15 protein-coding genes are annotated in these 17,626 nt (G+C 60.3%); 8 read left to right on the top strand and 7 right to left on the bottom strand.

Annotation, left to right across the window (positions count from 1 at the left end):
* Positions 1-131 precede the first annotated feature (131 nt).
* Complete coding sequence (locus KQ933_RS14305; RefSeq protein ID WP_216755500.1) at positions 132-1,355, top strand: ROK family transcriptional regulator; 1,224 nt, start codon at positions 132-134, stop codon at positions 1,353-1,355.
* A gap of 96 nt (positions 1,356-1,451) precedes the next feature.
* On the opposite strand, the gene iolG is transcribed toward KQ933_RS14305, so the two are convergent.
* On the bottom strand, positions 1,452-2,444 hold the full coding sequence (iolG, locus tag KQ933_RS14300) for an inositol 2-dehydrogenase (RefSeq protein ID WP_216755499.1): 993 nt from the start codon (positions 2,442-2,444) through the stop codon (positions 1,452-1,454).
* Between the two features lie 176 nt (positions 2,445-2,620).
* Here iolG and KQ933_RS14295 point away from each other — a divergent pair, with 176 nt between their 5' ends.
* On the top strand, positions 2,621-2,896 hold the full coding sequence (locus KQ933_RS14295) for a hypothetical protein (protein WP_216755498.1): 276 nt from the start codon (positions 2,621-2,623) through the stop codon (positions 2,894-2,896).
* A gap of 120 nt (positions 2,897-3,016) precedes the next feature.
* Here the strand turns inward: KQ933_RS14295 and KQ933_RS14290 are convergent, their stop codons facing one another.
* The 3 genes from KQ933_RS14290 to KQ933_RS14280 form a co-directional block, all read right to left on the bottom strand.
* Positions 3,017-3,901, bottom strand: coding sequence for a Hint domain-containing protein (locus tag KQ933_RS14290; protein WP_216755497.1), 885 nt, complete (start codon positions 3,899-3,901; stop codon positions 3,017-3,019).
* A gap of 263 nt (positions 3,902-4,164) precedes the next feature.
* Positions 4,165-4,614, bottom strand: coding sequence for a hypothetical protein (locus KQ933_RS14285; RefSeq protein WP_216755496.1), 450 nt, complete (start codon positions 4,612-4,614; stop codon positions 4,165-4,167).
* A 70-nt stretch (positions 4,615-4,684) separates the two neighbouring features.
* Entirely contained in the window at positions 4,685-5,704 is a 1,020-nt protein-coding gene (locus tag KQ933_RS14280; protein ID WP_216755495.1) for a LysR family transcriptional regulator, read from the bottom strand.
* 270 nt (positions 5,705-5,974) lie between these two features.
* Here KQ933_RS14280 and chvE point away from each other — a divergent pair, with 270 nt between their 5' ends.
* The 6 genes from chvE (at position 5,975) to araD (ending at position 14,288) form a co-directional block, all read left to right on the top strand.
* Positions 5,975-7,039, top strand: a complete 1,065-nt coding sequence (gene chvE / locus KQ933_RS14275) for a multiple monosaccharide ABC transporter substrate-binding protein (protein ID WP_183731973.1) — start codon at positions 5,975-5,977, stop codon at positions 7,037-7,039.
* A 93-nt stretch (positions 7,040-7,132) separates the two neighbouring features.
* Positions 7,133-8,671 (top strand): multiple monosaccharide ABC transporter ATP-binding protein, encoded by a 1,539-nt coding sequence (mmsA, locus tag KQ933_RS14270; RefSeq protein ID WP_216755494.1) that lies wholly within the window; start codon positions 7,133-7,135, stop codon positions 8,669-8,671.
* Entirely contained in the window at positions 8,668-9,876 is a 1,209-nt protein-coding gene (mmsB, locus tag KQ933_RS14265; protein WP_216755493.1) for a multiple monosaccharide ABC transporter permease, read from the top strand. The genes mmsA and mmsB overlap by 4 nt, the downstream gene beginning before the upstream one ends.
* Positions 9,877-9,982: 106 nt before the next feature.
* Complete coding sequence (gene araD1, locus KQ933_RS14260) at positions 9,983-10,978, top strand: AraD1 family protein (RefSeq protein WP_216755492.1); 996 nt, start codon at positions 9,983-9,985, stop codon at positions 10,976-10,978.
* Positions 10,979-11,052: 74 nt separating this feature from the next.
* Positions 11,053-12,486, top strand: coding sequence for an aldehyde dehydrogenase family protein (locus KQ933_RS14255; protein WP_216755491.1), 1,434 nt, complete (start codon positions 11,053-11,055; stop codon positions 12,484-12,486).
* Positions 12,487-12,548: 62 nt separating this feature from the next.
* Entirely contained in the window at positions 12,549-14,288 is a 1,740-nt protein-coding gene (gene araD, locus KQ933_RS14250) for an L-arabinonate dehydratase (protein ID WP_216755490.1), read from the top strand.
* 109 nt (positions 14,289-14,397) lie between these two features.
* Here the strand turns inward: araD and KQ933_RS14245 are convergent, their stop codons facing one another.
* The 3 genes from KQ933_RS14245 to KQ933_RS14235 all read right to left on the bottom strand — a co-directional run bounded on the left by KQ933_RS14245 (position 14,398) and on the right by KQ933_RS14235 (position 17,542).
* A complete protein-coding gene (locus tag KQ933_RS14245; RefSeq protein ID WP_216755489.1) occupies positions 14,398-14,874 on the bottom strand; it encodes a cupin domain-containing protein in 477 nt (158 codons plus the stop codon).
* A gap of 285 nt (positions 14,875-15,159) precedes the next feature.
* The gene (locus KQ933_RS14240) at positions 15,160-16,347 is read right to left on the bottom strand and encodes an IS701 family transposase (RefSeq protein ID WP_216755009.1); all 1,188 of its coding nucleotides are present in this window, start codon (positions 16,345-16,347) and stop codon (positions 15,160-15,162) included.
* 136 nt (positions 16,348-16,483) lie between these two features.
* Entirely contained in the window at positions 16,484-17,542 is a 1,059-nt protein-coding gene (locus KQ933_RS14235; RefSeq protein WP_216755488.1) for an HD domain-containing phosphohydrolase, read from the bottom strand.
* Between the last annotated feature and the right edge of the window lie 84 nt (positions 17,543-17,626).

Here is a 17,626-nt window from a genome sequence, read left to right as displayed (position 1 = left end):
GTCGAGAAATTTAGTGTCAGAGATTTTTTCAACTGTCAACACCGCACTACCGGCTTAATTTCCTTTGACGAAAGCGGCCGGAGATGCTGTGGCAATGAGGGGCGGAACGAACGGGGAAGAGGCGGCGATAGATGCTGACCAAGTCGAGCACGGAGCTCGTACGGCAGAGAAACAGCGTGCTCGTGCTCGCCACTCTTCGCCGCCACGGGCCGCTTGCTCACACTGAAATATCCGATTTCACGCGGCTGTCCTCCGCGACCGTTTCTGCGATCACCGCCGATCTGGAAAGAGCGCAGATCATCGAGAAATCCGAGCAGCAGGCGGCCAGCGGACGCGGGCGTCCGCGCGTGCTTCTGCGCCAGCGGCGCGACTGCGGCTATCTCATCGTCGTCATCATCTCCTCGGATGCCGTGCAATATTCCCTCGTCGATTATTCGGGCAAGCTGATCGATCGCTTCAGCGAGGAGAGGTCGCATGATCCTGATGGGGCCGCCCGCTTCGTAACCGGCGTGCGGGAAGGGCTCGAGCGCGTCCTGTCGCGCTCGCGCATCGAGCGGGAGAAAGTGCTGCTCATCTCGATCAGCAGCAAGGGGCTCGTCAATTCCTCCGATCCGGTCCTCGTCTGGTCGCCGATCTTCGGCAGCGAGCAGATCGATTTCGAATCGGCCCTCAGGTCGGACTGGCCGGCAAAAATCATCCTCGACAACGAGACGCTGCTGGTGGCTGCCGCCCTCGGTGCCCGCGAGGAGAATGTCAAAGGCGCGGATTTTCGCTCGCTCGCTGCCCTTTCGCTCGGGCACAGCATCGGGCTCGGAATCGTCAGGCGGACGAGCCATGGCGGGCGTGACGTCTCTGCGCCCAATTTCGGGCATATGCTGCATCTGGCCAATGGCGGGCTTTGCCGCTGCGGCACGCGCGGCTGCATCGAGGCCTATGCCGGCTTCTACGCCATCCTGCGCACCGCCTTCGAAGTGCCGCTCGATACGATCCCGGCAAAGTTCGTGCCGCTGGCCGAGCTCGACAAGATCGCTGCACGCGCCCGCCAGGGCCACCGTATCGCCGGCTTCGCCTTCCGGCAGGCGGGGTTGGCACTCGGCAACGGATTGTCACGCATGCTGAGCCTGACGGAGCGCATGCCGATTGCCATTACCGGGGTCGGCACGCGCTATTACGATCTGCTGCGGCAGGGGATCGAGGAGGGGCTCGGCCAGTCCCATGTGGTGCGCATGGAGGGCATGCCGGAGCTCCGGGTCGTCGCAGACGAACAGATTCTCGTCTTTGAAGGACACCTGAACCGGGCTCTGGCCGTCATCGATGAGGATATCGTCGTGGCCGGTGTCCAGGGAATCAATTGAAGCGGGAAGGCTGATGCAACCTCACTCCGCAGAAACGAGAAATGGCCGGGTTCCTCACCCGGCCATCTCATTGTGGCGACCGTCGGGAGAGGGCGGTCAGCCGATCTTGACGAGCTTGCCTTCCTTGACGGACTGGACGGCGGCATCGGCGAGTGCCAGCGCTGCCAGGCCATCGGCACCGGACGGAGAGATTTTCGAGCCCTTTTCTATCGCGGCGATGAAGCTGGCGATCTCGTTGGCATAGGCCTCGGTGTAGCGGGTCATGAAGAAATCGTGCAGCGGCGGGCGGGTGTAACCGTCGGCGTTTGCGACTTCGATCGAGACCGGGCGCTGGTTTTCGGCCGAGACGACGCCCTTGGAGCCATGCGCCTCGATGCGCTGGTCGTAGCCATAGGTGGCGCGGCGCGAGTTGGAGATGATGGCCTGCTTGCCCGACGCGGTCTGCAGGATCACCGAGACGCTGTCATAATCGCCGGCTTCACCGATCGCCTTGTCGACGAGCACGGCGGCGGTCGCGACGACCGAGACCGGCTCTTCGCCGAGCAGGAAGCGGGCCATGTCGAAATCGTGGATCGTCATGTCGCGGAAGATGCCGCCCGAGCGCTTGATGTAATCGACCGGCGGGGCGCCGGGGTCGCGCGAGGTGATCGTCACCATCTCGACATCGCCGATCTTGCCGTCGTCGATGACCTTGCGCACAGCCATGAAATGCGGGTCGAAGCGGCGGTTGAAGCCGACCATCAGCTTGGCGCCGGTTTCTTCCACGACCTTGATGCAGGCTTTTACGCGCGCAACGTCGAGATCGATGGGCTTTTCGCAGAAGATCGCCTTGCCGGCGCGGGCAAAGCGCTCGATCAGGTCGGCATGCGTATCGGTCGGTGTGCAGATGACGACGGCGTCAATATCCTTGGCGGCTTCGATGGCTTCGATGCTACGCACGTCGCAGCCATAGGCGGAGGCGATCGCTTCGGCAGCCTGCGGGAAGGCGTCGGCGACGGCCACGAGCTTTGCATTGGCATCGCCGCTGACGGCTTTCGCATGGACCTTGCCGATGCGGCCGGCGCCGAGAAGACCAAATCTTACTGTCATTACTGCCTCCCTATAGTCGGAACAAATAAACCGAATTGATATAAGTTTGGAATTTTCATTCCATTTTCCGCTTGCCGCGTCAAGCCCGCGGGCCTTTCACATTTGTGAAATCCATCCTAAAGACAAGTGACGTCATCACCAGGGTGAGACGGCGCTATGACAACAATGAGACAAAGATGCAGCTGATCGACCCCAACCACCCGACCTATCGACACCTTTGGGTTCGTGTCCTCATCGTGGTGGTCTGTTTCGGATGGGCGATCTTCGAATTCATCGGCGGCGACCCCTTCTGGGGCATGCTTGCCGGCGGTGCCGGCGCCTATTCCTTCTATATGCTGATCTGGGCCTTTGATCCCAAGCCGCCGGAACCTGCCGCAGCCGTCACGCCCGATGACGATGACGGGGACGGGGACAAGCCGGCGATAGAAGACGAGAAGAAGGGCGAATCATAAAAGCGTGTCGCGATCCTTTGGATGCGCGCCACGCTTCAGATTGTTGTTCACATTATCTATCTCAAAACCGATGCACGCTTTGGCGTGCCGTAAGCCGATCTTCGGCGCATGTCCGTCCTGTCAGAGCGACAGTTCCTTGGCTTGCGCGTCGATTTTTTCGCAGGCATCCCCGAACGGATCGCGCATCGGCACCAGCGGCGAAACGCCGAGCAGGAGAAGCGCTTTCAGATGCTGCCAGCCGCCGCTCAACATCGGCGCACAGGATGTCATGTCGGCGGGGTCCTCGTCATGGAGGCGCCTGTATTCCGCAAAATTGGGGAAGTCTTCATGGTTGTTCTTCACGACGCGGAAGCTCTCGGCCGCTGCCCCTTCGGCAAGGATGACTTCATGCGTATCGAGCAGCACGGCATAGTATTCGACCGAGGCGTCGTCGGCCGGAACGACCGGTGCAATGGTCGTGCCGTTCACGAGGTCCTTCACGCGGATCAGAGCACCGTTCAGAAACAGCGCATGCCCTGGCGACAGGTAGAGATCGGAATGCGGCGTGCGGCTGCCCAATGCATGGCGGGATACACGGATCGGCACGACGCTTTCAGGCCAGCGCGCGCCGCTCTTCCTGAAGGCCTGGCGGCCGACCCATTTGATCGCACGGGCATTGCCATCAAGAAGGGCAACGCGGTCGCCGACGCGCAGATCCTCGACAGGCTTTTCACCGCAATCCGTGAGGATTGCCGTTCCGCGCAGGAAACAATTTGCGCCGACGCCGGAACCACCGCCCCCACCGGAGCTGCCGCCCCCACCGGAGCCCCCGTGACCACCGGAACCGCCATGCCCGCCGGAGCCGCCCCGGCCCCAAAGCCGCCCCAACGCATTCGCCGGGGATGCGGAAATCGTGGTGGCCACGGCAGCCGCGCCGGCAAGCCTGGCACCGACGGCATAGGCAACACCTAGAAAATGTCTGCGCGCAGTACTGCGGGGCAGCTTCGGGTCTTCTGTGGATGACATTGGTGGGTGTCCTCTGAAAACATTTGCACCGGCCTATGTTACAAGAGGTTGTATTTCATTCAATTTCGCTAAATAGCGTTGAGGCCTACTAAAAAGTGAGTAGGCACTGTATCCTGGCATGCCGAAATATGCTGTTGCCGGCACCAAAAAGCTGGAGATTTATCTGCTACTCAAGCGCGAAATATTCAATCGCGATACGATCAGCGCCGGTTGATTCGTCAGAGGAAAGCGCGTAAACAGCCTGCAAACTAGGCGGAAAAGCTTCAGGCGCGCGACAGTCGGCGCATCGCCTCGTCGATCAGCAGGTTGGCGATTGTCATGCGTCTGTTGGCATTGTTGCGGAAAGGTTGCGCCACGCCGTCGGGATGATTGACCTTGGCGAAGGCGCGCCGCTTCTCGTTCAGTGTCTGCTGCGTATCGGCAGACGAGATCGCAAGTTCAGCGGCAATCTCTTCCGGTGCAATGCGGGCCAGATGCGCAGGCATGACGGGTTCGGGCGGAGGAGGCGCCTTGATCGCGGGCTCCGGACCGAGATTGTCGAAATAGGCTTCGCCGACACGCTGGGAGGCCGCCGACACACCTTCCATCACATCGAAAGCGAGGCCGGTGGTGAAGCCGGAAACACGACGGGCGGCCGGCTCTTCCGCTTCGCCGCCGTCTTCCTTTTTCAACCGTTCGAGAACGGATTGGAATATCGATTGTCCGAACAGCATGCGCCTTCCCTTTAAAGCGGCGCATTAGACGGGGCCAACTTGGCGCCGGGCTGGATTTGCGCGTGGGACTTTATCCGAGGCCGCCCTCGGCCTGCCGGATGCTTTCTTCCAGAATGAGATCGTAGAGCAGACGGGCGCTCGGCGGCAGCGCGCGCTCACGTACGGTGATCATGCTGTAGGGCTTGACGTTGATCTCGAAATCGATCGGCAGGATGCGGACGTCAGATGCGTTCGAGCTCTGCGAGGCGAGAAACTGGGCAACGTCGATGGCAACGGGCGCGATCGCATCCGTCGCGCAGATCATTGCGCAGGTCAAAAGCAGCGAGGACGTGTTGACGACGTTTTCCGGAAGTTGAACGGCGCGCGACAGGAAGATGTCCTCGATCGTGCGGCGCAGCAGCGTGCCGGGCGGCTGGAACACCCAGTCGTAATCCCTGATCTCCGTGAGGCTGCTCGGTTTACTCTTCTTCAGTAGGGGATGGTCGCTGCGCACGATCAGGCAGGCCCTCTCGATGCCGATCTCGCGCACTTCGAAGAGACGTGGGTTGAGGTCATCGGGGATGCGGCTGATGATGAAGTCGTGACGGGCGGCAAGAAGCTCGCGCGCCAGCACGTTGCTGGTCTCGACCTGGATGTTGACCTCGATGCCCGGAAAGGTCTTGCGTACCGTGTTGATGGCGGGGACGACGAGGCTCATGGCGGGTGCGGTGACGGCGCCGATGAAGACCGAGCCGCCCTTGCCGCTCTTCAACTCGCCGATCTCGCGGCTCGCCTCCCGAAGCTCCAGGAGGATCTTGCGCGCACGTCTGGCGAGGGCCTGTCCGAAGGTGGTGAGCACCACGCCGCGGGCTACCCGCTCATAGAGCGGGGCCTTCACGATCGATTCCAGATCGGACAGCATTCGCGATGCTGCGGGCTGGGAGATGTTCAGCACCTCGGCGGCGGCCGAAATCTGCCCGCTATCTTCGATTGCGACAATCATACGCAGGTGATTCAGCTTAAGTCCCGCCCGCAAATGGCCATCATCGCCAAAATTGTCGCTGTTGATATCGACATGTTCCAACGAAAACGGCTCAGAGATAATCGTCATGGTTGCGGCCTCCCCACGGCATTCCATCAAAAGTAATACTTTTTAACGATATACCAAAATTGTTATGCATATTACCAGTTATTCTATTTGACAGTTATAGGAATCCATACCAGTTTGCCGCCGTGTGCTGGTTGGCACTCAACACGTGTGAGATCGTGGAGGAGACCTACTTCGTTTCTCACCATCTGAAGTAACTATCCAATACGGAACCTGCCACAGTTTCGGGGCGGGCGATTTTTCGTCCGCTAATCTTTAACAAGGGAGAGAGAAATGAAATCCATTATCTCATTGATGGCTGCGGCTGCCTTCGGCGTCGCATCGTTCGTTATGCCGGCATTGGCGCAGGACAAGGGTCTGGTTGGCATCGCAATGCCGACGAAGTCCTCGGCTCGCTGGATCGACGACGGCAACAACATCGTCAAGCAGCTCCAGGCCGCCGGTTACCAGACCGACCTGCAGTATGCAGACGACGACATTCCGAACCAGCTTTCGCAGATCGAAAACATGGTCACGAAGGGCGCCAAGGTTCTCGTCATCGCTTCGATCGACGGCACGACCCTTTCGGACGTTCTCCAGAAGGCTCATGACGCTGGCATCAAGGTCATCGCCTATGACCGCCTGATCCGCGACTCTGCCAATGTCGACTACTACGCCACCTTCGACAACTTCCAGGTTGGCGTTCTCCAGGCTGGCACGATCGTCGACAAGCTCGGCCTCAAGGACGGCAAGGGTCCGTTCAACATCGAACTCTTCGGCGGCTCGCCGGATGATAACAACGCCTTCTTCTTCTACGACGGCGCAATGTCTGTCCTGCAGCCCTACATCGACAGCGGCAAGCTCGTCGTGAAGTCCGGCCAGACCGGCATGGACAAGGTCGGCACGCTGCGTTGGGACGCGGCAACGGCCCAGGCCCGCATGGACAACCTGCTCTCGGCCAACTACACCGACGCCAAGGTTGACGCTGTCCTGTCTCCGTATGACGGTCTGTCGATCGGCATTATCTCGTCGCTGAAGGGCGTCGGCTACGGTACGGCTGACCAGCCGTTGCCGGTCGTCTCCGGCCAGGACGCCGAAGTTCCGTCTGTCAAGTCGATCATCGCCGGCGAACAGTACTCGACGATCTTCAAGGACACGCGCGACCTCGCAAAGGTCACCGTTCAGATGGTTGACGCCGTCATGTCCGGCAAGGAGCCTGAAGTCAACGACACGAAGACCTACGACAACGGCGTCAAGGTCGTTCCGTCCTACCTGCTGAAGCCTGTTGCCGTCGACAAGACCAACTACAAGCAGATCCTCGTCGACGGCGGTTACTACACCGAAGACCAGCTGAAGTAATTATGAATGGCCGGGACCCGCGTGATTGCGGGTTCCGGTCTTCGATTCTATGATCGCCGGGCCAGTTTCGGTCGCGGCGTTGGGTTTTTAGTCATGGAAAATACAATCCTCGAAATGCGGAACATCACCAAGACGTTCCCGGGCGTGAAGGCGCTCGAGAATGTGAACCTCAGGGTTCGCCAGGGTGAGATCCACGCATTGGTGGGCGAAAACGGGGCCGGCAAGTCGACCCTGATGAAAGTGCTCTCCGGCGTCTATCCGGCAGGAAGTTATGAAGGCGACATCGTCTATGAAGGCGATGTGCGCAATTTCAAGGTCCTGAAGGATTCGGAAGAAATCGGCATCGTCATCATCCATCAGGAACTGGCGCTCGTACCGCTCCTGTCGATCGGCGAAAACATTTTCCTCGGCAATGAAAACGCCAAGAACGGCGTCATCAGCTGGGAAGAGACATACAATCGCACCAAGCAGCTTCTGGCCAAGGTGGGCCTGCGCGAATCTCCGAACACGCTCGTGACCGACATCGGCGTCGGCAAGCAGCAGCTCGTCGAGATCGCCAAGGCTCTGTCGAAGAGCGTCAAGCTGCTCATCCTCGACGAGCCGACGGCATCGCTGAACGAAAGCGATTCAGACGCGCTCCTCAACCTGCTGATGGAATTCCGCAGACAGGGCATCACCTCGATCATCATTTCCCACAAGCTGAACGAGATCCGCAAGGTCGCCGACCAGATCACCGTCCTGCGCGACGGCATGACCGTCAAGACGCTCGACTGTCATAAGGACGAGATCAGCGAAGACATCATCATCAAGAACATGGTGGGCCGCGACCTCGCCGACCGTTACCCGCCGCGCTCCGTGCCGGTCGGCGAGACGATCTTCGAAGTCAGGAACTGGAACGCCTTCCATCAGCAGCACCGCGACCGCCAGGTCCTGCACGACATCAACGTGAATGTCCGCAAGGGCGAGGTCGTAGGCATTGCCGGACTGATGGGTGCCGGTCGTACCGAGTTCGCGATGAGCGTTTTCGGCAAGTCTTACGGCCATAAGGTCAGCGGCGAGGTTTTCGTCGACGGCAAGAAGGTCGATACGTCGACGGTCCGCAAGGCGATCGACGCCGGTCTCGCCTATGTGACGGAAGACCGCAAACATCTCGGCCTCGTGCTGAACGACAACATCCTGCACAACACCACGCTCGCCAATCTGCTCGGCATTTCGAAGAACACCGTCATCGACGACATCAAGGAGATGAAAGTCGCGACGGATTACCGCTCGAAGCTGCGCATCCGGTCATCGGGCATCTTCCAGGAAACGGTCAATCTTTCGGGCGGCAACCAGCAAAAGGTCGTGCTGTCGAAGTGGCTGTTCTCCGATCCCGATGTTTTGATCCTGGACGAGCCCACACGTGGTATCGACGTTGGCGCAAAATACGAAATCTACACTATCATCAACCAGCTTGCCGCCGATGGAAAGGGCGTTCTGATGATCTCGTCAGAAATGCCGGAACTGCTTGGCACATGCGACCGCATCTACGTGATGAACGAAGGACGCATCGTCGCCGAACTGCCGAAAGGAGAAGCAAGCCAGGAAACCATCATGCGCGCTATCATGCGCTCAGGGGAGAAGAAACAATGACTCCTGTCAACCCGACAACATCAGAGGAAAGCAACGTCGTTTCGATTGCCGACTATATCCGCGGCAACATCCGCGAATATGGCATGCTGATCGCGCTCGTCGCAATCATGGCATTCTTCCAGTTCTATACTGGCGGCATCCTGTTCAAGCCGGTCAATCTGACGAACCTCGTGCTGCAGAACTCCTTCATCATCATCATGGCGCTCGGCATGCTGCTGGTGATCGTTGCTGGGCATATCGACCTGTCGGTCGGCTCCATCGTTGCCTTCGTCGGCGCGCTGGCGGCCATCTTCACCGTTTCCTGGGGCATGAATTTCTGGCTGGCGGGTCTGCTCTGCCTGATCATCGGCGGTTTCATCGGCGCGGCACAGGGCTATTTCATCGCCTATCACCGCATTCCCTCCTTCATCGTGACGCTTGCCGGCATGCTGGTTTTCCGCGGCCTGACGCTCACCGTTCTCGGCGGCAAGAATATCGGCCCGTTCCCGAAGGAATTCCAGGTCATCAGCACCGGCTTCCTGCCGGGCGACATGGTCGACATCTTCGGCGTTCCGACCCAGCTCACCTCGCTGGTCCTGACGGTCATCCTGCCGGTCATCCTCTTCTACCTTGCCTGGCGCCGCCGCAAGGTGAACGAAAGCCACGGCATCGATGTCGAGCCGATGGGCTTCTTCATCGGCCAGAACCTCCTCATCTCGTTCGCCATCCTCTGGCTCGGCTGGTTGCTGTCGACCTACAAGGGCCTGCCGAACGTTCTCATCGTCATGCTGGTGCTGATCGCTGCCTACAGCTTCGTCACCCGCCGCACGACGATCGGCCGCCGCATCTACGCCATGGGTGGCAACGAAAAGGCGACCAAGCTTTCCGGTATCAACACCGAACGCCTGAGCTTCTTCACCTTTGTCAACATGGGTGTGCTTGCGGGTCTCGCCGGCATGATCGTTGCGCTGCGCCTGAACTCGGCAACGCCGAAGGCGGGTGTCGGTTTCGAGCTTGACGTCATTGCGGCCTGCTTCATTGGCGGCGCGTCGGCTTCGGGCGGCGTCGGCAAGATCACCGGTGCAGTTATCGGCGCATTCATCATGGGCGTCATGAACAACGGCATGTCGATCGTCGGCCTCGGCATCGACTTCCAGCAGATGGTCAAGGGTGCGGTGCTTCTCGCTGCCGTGTTCTTCGACGTCTATAACAAGAACAAGGGCTGAGCTCAGGCTCAGCCCCCGCATCGCAGTCATATGAAAACTGAATTCCGGCTCCGGATGGAGCCGGAGCGGCGGAGCTTTGCCATCGCCAAACGAAAGGATTAGGACCGTGCTTATTTCGCAGATCAAGGGCGCAAACGGAGAGATCATCGTCGCCGTGCGCGAACCGGGTGCCGCCGCCAAGGCCGTCAAGGACGCTGAGAGCGTCTATGCTCTGGCGCTGGAAGCCGCAGACAGCGGCAAGTCCCTCGTTTCCGTTATCGAGGCTCACGGATTAGGCGATGCCGTCGATCTTGAAAGGGCTTACGCCGAAGGCCGCTTTCTGCCGCCGATCACGCATCCGGATGCGGCACACCTGCATCTGACCGGCACGGGCCTCACGCATCTGGGATCGGCTGCGACACGCGATTCAATGCACAAGAAGACATCAGAGGCGGCCGAGGAAACGCTGACCGACTCGATGAAGATGTTCAGGATGGGCCTCGAAGGCGGCAAGCCGGCCGCCGGCCAGAAGGGCGTTCAGCCCGAGTGGTTTTACAAGGGCAACGGCTATGGTGCTGCTGCTCCGGGCGCTCCGCTCGTTTCGCCTTCTTTTGCGCTTGATGGCGGCGAAGAGCCTGAAATGGCCGGCATCTACGTCATCGCCAAGGACGGCACGCCGTTCCGTATCGGCTTTGCGCTGTCGAACGAGTTTTCAGACCACGTCACCGAGCGGATCAACTATCTCTTCCTCGCCCATTCCAAGCTGCGCCCGGCAAGCTTTGGTCCGGAGATCCGGATTGGTGTGGCGCCCGAGGATATCCGCGGCACCTCGCGCATCAAGCGCGGCAACCAGGTGATCTTCGAGAAGCCGTTCCTGTCGGGCGAAGCGAACATGTCGCACACTTTCGCCAATCTGGAATATCACCATTTCAAATATGGCCTCTTCCGCGTGCCGGGTGATGTGCACGTCCATATGTTCGGCACGGCGACGCTTTCTTTTGCCGATGGCATAAAGGCGGAAGAGGGCGATGTCTTTGAAATCGAGGTGGCCGAATTCGGCCTGCCGCTGCGCAATCCGCTGAAGGTTGCGGCCGAAGAAGAGATCGTCGTCAAGCAGCTCTGATTTCAACTGTCATCTCAAGGGGCCGGCCGCCACGAAAGCCGTCGGTCATTTGTCATAGAGGAGGCTCCAAGGCCATGACCGTCCATCAGAATCTCATTGCCGGCGAATGGACCGGCACAAATGCCGCCGAGAACATCAATCCGTCCGACACGAACGAAGTGGTCGGCCTCTACGCTCAGGCGAGCGCCGAGGATGCCAAGGCGGCGATATCGGCTGCCAAGGCGGCTTTCCCGGCCTGGTCGCGCTCCGGCATCTGGGAACGCCACGTCATCCTGAAAAAGGCCGGCGACGAGATCATGGCCCGCAAGGATGAGCTTGGTGCGCTGCTCGCCCGCGAAGAGGGAAAGACACTGCCCGAAGCGATCGGCGAAACGATCCGCGCATCGCAGATCTTCGAATTCTTCGCTGGCGAAGCGCTGCGCCTTGCCGGCGAAGTCGTTCCCTCGGTGCGCCCGAATATCGGCGTCGAGATCACCCGCGAACCGCTTGGCGTCATCGGCATCATCACGCCCTGGAACTTCCCGATCGCCATTCCCGCCTGGAAGATCGCCCCGGCGCTCTGCTACGGCAACACCGTCGTCTTCAAGCCGGCCGATCTGGTGCCTGGCTGTTCCTGGGCGATCGCCGACATCCTGCACCGTGCCGGCCTGCCGAAGGGCGTTTTGAACCTCGTCATGGGCAAGGGCTCGGTCGTCGGCCAGGCGATGCTCGACAGCCCCGAAATTGCCGGCATCACGTTTACCGGTTCGACCGGTACCGGCAGGCGCGTCGCCACCTCTTCCATCGAGCATAACCGCAAGTTCCAGCTGGAAATGGGCGGCAAGAACCCGATGGTTGTACTCGATGACGCTGATCTCACCGTCGCTGTCGAGGCGGCCGCCAATTCCGGCTTCTTCTCCACCGGCCAGCGCTGCACGGCCTCGTCGCGCCTGATCGTCACCGAAGGCATTCACGACAAGTTCGTTGCCGCGTTGACCGAGAAGCTGAAGACCATCGTCGTCGACCATGCCATGAAACCCGGCACCCATATCGGCCCGGTCGTCGATGCCCGCCAGCTGCAGACCGATACCGACTATATCAAGATCGGCAAGGAAGAGGGCGCCAAGCTTGCCTTTGGCGGCGAACTCATTTCGCGCGACACGCCCGGCTTCTACCTGCAGCCGACACTCTTTACCGAAGCCACGAACCAGATGCGCATTTCCCGCGAAGAGATCTTCGGACCTGTCGTTTCCGTCATCCGTGTCAAGGATTACGACGAGGCGCTGGCGACTGCCAACGACACGCCATTCGGCCTGTCTGCGGGCATCGCCACGACCAGCCTCAAGCATGCGACGCATTTCAAGCGCAACTCCGAGGCCGGCATGGTGATGGTGAACCTGCCGACCGCCGGCGTCGATTTCCACGTTCCCTTCGGCGGCCGCAAGGGCTCGTCCTACGGCCCGCGCGAGCAGGGCAAGTACGCCGCCGAATTCTATACAACCGTCAAGACCGCCTATACGCTGGCTTGAGACCAAGCGCGATAACCTTGATCGTACGAGGCGGTCAGGGGATATCCTGAAGGACAGAGACTATGAAGAAGAAAGCAGAATGGCCGCGTAAGCTGAGGTCGCAGGAATGGTATGGCGGCACGAGCCGCGACGTGATCTACCATCGCGGCTGGCTCAAGAACCAGGGATATCCGCACGACCTGTTCGACGGCCGCCCTGTCATCGGTATCCTCAACACCTGGTCGGACATGACGCCGTGCAACGGTCATCTGCGCGAGCTCGCCGAAAAGGTGAAGGCGGGTGTCTGGGAAGCCGGTGGTTTCCCGCTCGAAGTGCCGGTCTTCTCGGCCTCCGAAAACACCTTCCGTCCGACCGCGATGATGTACCGCAACCTGGCGGCGCTCGCGGTGGAAGAAGCGATCCGCGGCCAGCCGATGGATGGCTGCGTGCTGCTCGTCGGCTGCGACAAGACCACGCCGTCGCTGCTGATGGGTGCCGCCTCCACCGACCTGCCGTCGATCGTCGTCACCGGCGGCCCGATGCTGAATGGTTATTTCCGTGGTGAGCGCGTCGGTTCCGGCACGCATCTGTGGAAGTTCTCGGAAATGGTGAAGGCCGGCGAGATGACGCAGGCCGAATTCCTCGAGGCCGAGGCGTCGATGAGCCGTTCGTCCGGCACCTGCAACACGATGGGCACGGCCTCCACCATGGCGTCCATGGCCGAAGCACTCGGAATGGCGCTATCAGGCAATGCCGCGATCCCGGGCGTCGATTCCCGCCGCAAGGTCATGGCGCAGCTCACCGGCCGTCGCATCGTGCAGATGGTCAAGGACGACCTGAAGCCCTCCGAGATCCTGACGAAGCAGGCCTTCGAAAACGCCATCCGCACCAATGCGGCGATCGGCGGATCGACCAATGCCGTCATCCACCTGCTGGCGATTGCCGGCCGCGTCGGCGTCGACCTGACGCTTGACGACTGGGACCGTTGCGGCCGCGATGTTCCGACGATCGTCAACCTGATGCCGTCGGGCAAGTACCTGATGGAAGAGTTCTTCTATGCCGGTGGCCTGCCGGTCGTGCTGAAGCGCCTCGGCGAAGCCGGCCTGCTGCACAAGGATGCGCTGACCGTATCCGGGGAAACCGTCTGGGACGAAGTCAAGGACGTTGTCAACTGGAACGAGGACGTCATCCTGCCGGCTGAAAAGGCGCTGACGTCCTCGGGCGGCATCGTCGTGGTGCGCGGCAATCTTGCGCCGAAGGGCGCAGTGTTGAAGCCTTCTGCCGCTTCGCCGCATCTGATGGTCCATAAGGGCCGTGCGGTCGTGTTCGAGGACATCGACGACTACAAGGCGAAGATCAACGACGACAGCCTCGACATCGACGAGAACTGCGTCATGGTCATGAAGAACTGCGGCCCGAAGGGCTATCCGGGCATGGCCGAGGTCGGCAACATGGGTCTGCCGCCGAAAGTGCTCAAGAAGGGCATTACCGACATGGTGCGCATCTCCGATGCCCGCATGTCCGGTACGGCCTATGGCACCGTCGTGCTGCACACCTCGCCGGAAGCGGCTGTCGGCGGCCCGCTCGCGGTCGTCAGGAACGGTGACATGATCGAGCTCGATGTGCCGAACCGCCGCCTGCATCTCGACATTTCCGAAGAGGAACTGGCAAAGCGCTTGGCCGAATGGCAGCCGAACCATGACCTGCCGACATCGGGCTATGCCTTCCTGCATCAGCAGCATGTCGAAGGGGCCGATACCGGCGCCGACCTCGACTTCCTCAAGGGATGTCGCGGAAGTGCTGTCGGCAAGGACAGCCACTAGTTTAAGGCTCTAGGAATACGGATATGGGAGAGGCGGGCTTGGCCCGCCTTTTCTTTTTCTTACGCAATTTTGGACGCAAAACCGCGGTACAGTTTTGCGCGACATGCTTTTAGTGGCTCATGCCCTTCGGCAGCAGGAATTCGACGCCATTGCGCCGGCCGGCATCGATCACGCGCTGGATGTCGGGCGGCTCATTGCTCGGCGGCGGCAGTTCACGCGTGCCAGGCGGCATCGGCTCGCCGGCCTGAGAGAAGAATGCATCATGCACGAAGCCGGGTGTGTTGATGATCAGCATGCGCGACGGCTTGTCATCGATATTCGTGAAGGCGTGAACGGTACCCCTGGGCACCTTGACGAAGGTACCTGGCGTCGCGACACGTTTTTCGCCCTGGATCAGAAACTCGTATTTCCCTTCGAGCACATAGAAGGATTCATCGTCTGCGGGATGTTTGTTGGGGGGAGCGCCGGCGCCCGGCGCAGTGGTTGCCTCGATGAGGCTGAAGGTGCCGCCGGTGTCGTGATTGCGGGCGATGAAGCGCAAGAGAACGCCAAACAAATAATAGGTATCGGTCTGGATTGATGACATAGCACGTCCCCCCACAAAAGCGTCGATCCAAAGTGCCAGACCGTCCTTTGTGCGTCCGAATGAACACAGAGCGCTCCAGAGTTGTCAGGCCTGCAGCGCAATTCTAGTACTACAGTTGCGTTTGATGCCTTGCTTTGTAGTGAGAAAGCATTGCGGATGCTTGATGCCTGCGTCGCCAGAGTGACCATGCCAAGATGAGGCGAACTCTAATCGGGGGCTGTAGCAGGAGGCGTTTGATCAGATAGCGGATCTCTGCGACGCTGGGCACGAAGGCCATGGTGTTGGTCAGGCGGCGATTGGCGGGTTTGGACTCGTTTCGTTCGGTTTGCCAGCAGCGGTGCGGCGTAGATCGGCGCCGAGTTTGGCGAGGAATGCAGCGGCTGCCATGACGAGCGTCATGTGCCGCTTCCAAGCATGCCAGGATCGCGCTTCGCAATGATCCAGGCCGAGATCGTCCTTCGCACGCTGGAAGCATTCTTCCACGGTCCAACGCAGCCCGGCAGCGCCCGCCAATTCGCTCAATTCGGTACCGGCGGGCGCAAAGACAAAGTAATAGGCGCGCGCATCGGGTTCGCGTCGGCTGCGCCGGATCAGAAGCCAGCGCTCCCATTGTGGATCCGGGCGAGAGCTGAGAGGAATACGGGCCCAATCATAAAGCCGAAGACCCTTGGCACCTTCGCCTGCTGCATGGCTCTGCCAAACCTCCGGTTTCAACTCATCAGCCATCGTTTCGGGATCGGTCTGCTCGATCCCTTGCTCACGCACAAAGCGCAGGCATTGATTGGAGCGCACTGCCAGAACATAAGGCTGGCCACGGCTTTCCAGCATCCGGCGCAGCTTGGAATCCGAACCATAAAGCGCATCCGCCAATACCCAGGCACAAGGCACGCCGGCATCCAGCGCATCGGCAATGAGCTTGGCTGCAATGGCCGGTTTGGTCGCGAAGGCTTGGGACTGGGGGACGTGAGCCGAAGCACGGCGGGCTTCATCCTCGGCCCACTCCTTCGGTAGATAAAGTTGCCGATCGATCAGGGTCTGACCGTAGCGGCTTGCATAGGCAAGGAAAACACCGATCTGACAGTTCTCGATCCGGCCGGCCGTGCCGGAATATTGTCGTGCGACACCGACTGAATGGGCGCCTTTCTTCAGGAAGCCGGTCTCATCGACCACAAGAACGCCGTCCGCGTCACCGAGAGACTCTATTGCATAAGCGCGAACCGTATCGCGCAATGCGTCAGCATCCCAATGGCTGCGCCCCAGCAGCGATTGCATCCGATAAGGGCGCTCCAGTCCTGCCTGTTCCGCCATCAGCCAGCCAGTCTTGCGCTCTACTCCCGACAACAACCCATCCAGAAAGGCACCGCACGATGCGCGCAATTCTCGGCGACCAAAGACCGAGCCCAACCGCACCTTCAAGGCATCGAGCTCACGATGCCACGCCAGAACCGACCCGGACCAACCCGCAACCGACATTGAACTTCCCTCCCGCCAAATGCGGGAAGTGAATCATGACTTCCGGTAAACCGCAACTGTAGTACTAGCACAATACGGCAGTCAGATGATGATGCTAAGTTGTATTATGGGAGAAAAATACTAACCCAACCGGGTATCAACCCCTGGAGCGAAGCCGAACGTCTTCCGCCCCGGTCTGATCGAAGAGCATGCGGATTGCCGGCCAATTGCGACGGAAGGCCGCCACGCAGGCCGGGTCGAAATGCGTGCCGCTGCAGGCGATGATTTCGCGGTAAGCCTTTTCCATCGGCCAAGCCTGCTTGTAGGGGCGCTCGGAGCACAGCGCGTCGAAGACGTCGGCGACGGCGACGATACGTGCCTCGATCGGGATCTCATCGCCGGCAAGGCCCTGCGGATAGCCGGTGCCATCCCATTTTTCGTGATGGCCGCCAATGATGGCGGTGGCGACACGTGAAAGCTCAGCTGAGCTGTTGCGCAGGATTGCGACGCCGATCGGCACATGCTCGCGCATCTTCTCGATCTCATCGGGCTCCAGCTTGCCGGGCTTCTGCAGGATGGCGTCGGGAATGCCGATCTTGCCGATATCGTGCAGCGGTGCGGCGAGATAGATGTTGCGGCGCTGGATGCGGTCCATGCCGAGGCCTTCGGCGATCAGCTCGGCGATATTCGCAACGCGCTCGATGTGATCACCGGTATTGCCGTCGCGCGAGGCCATCGCCTGCGCCAGGCACCAGATGATCTCCTGTTCGCGGATATCGGCCTCTTCGCTGGCGCGACGAAAAGCCTTATCCAGCGAGCGGGCGCGGTCGGCGAGCGCAAGCTGGGCGTTGCGCAATGTCAGGAGATTGAGAATTCGAGCCTCGAGCTCCAGCGGGTCGAAGGGCTTCGCCAAGAAGTCGGTAGCGCCTGCCTCCAGGGCGTCCAGGCGCACGGAGCGCTCCGTCTGGGAGGTGACCATCACGACAGGGACCGTCTCGTAGCCGCGCTGGCCGCGCAGGCAGCGGACAACGTCGATGCCGTTGATCTCGGGCATCATGTAGTCGACCAGTACGACGTCGAATTCAACTGACTTCGTCCGCTCCAGGGCCTCCAGCGGATTGGTGAAGCTCTCGATATGGCAGCTGGCGAAGCGACGGACGGCGGTTTCGAGAGCAAGCAGGCTGGATTTGCTGTCGTCGATAATAAGAAGAGACATAAACGACCTACTGAAAACGCTGAATTAAACAGGCCGGCGCGCACTGTGCCGGTGCCCACGAAATTGCGAGCCACGAGCACACAG

Origin of the sequence: Rhizobium sp. WYJ-E13, assembly GCF_018987265.1 — a bacterium.
Classification (GTDB): domain Bacteria; phylum Pseudomonadota; class Alphaproteobacteria; order Rhizobiales; family Rhizobiaceae; genus Rhizobium.
The sequence above is the reverse complement of the archived record's forward strand: the minus strand, read 5'-3'. Positions and strand labels throughout refer to the sequence as shown.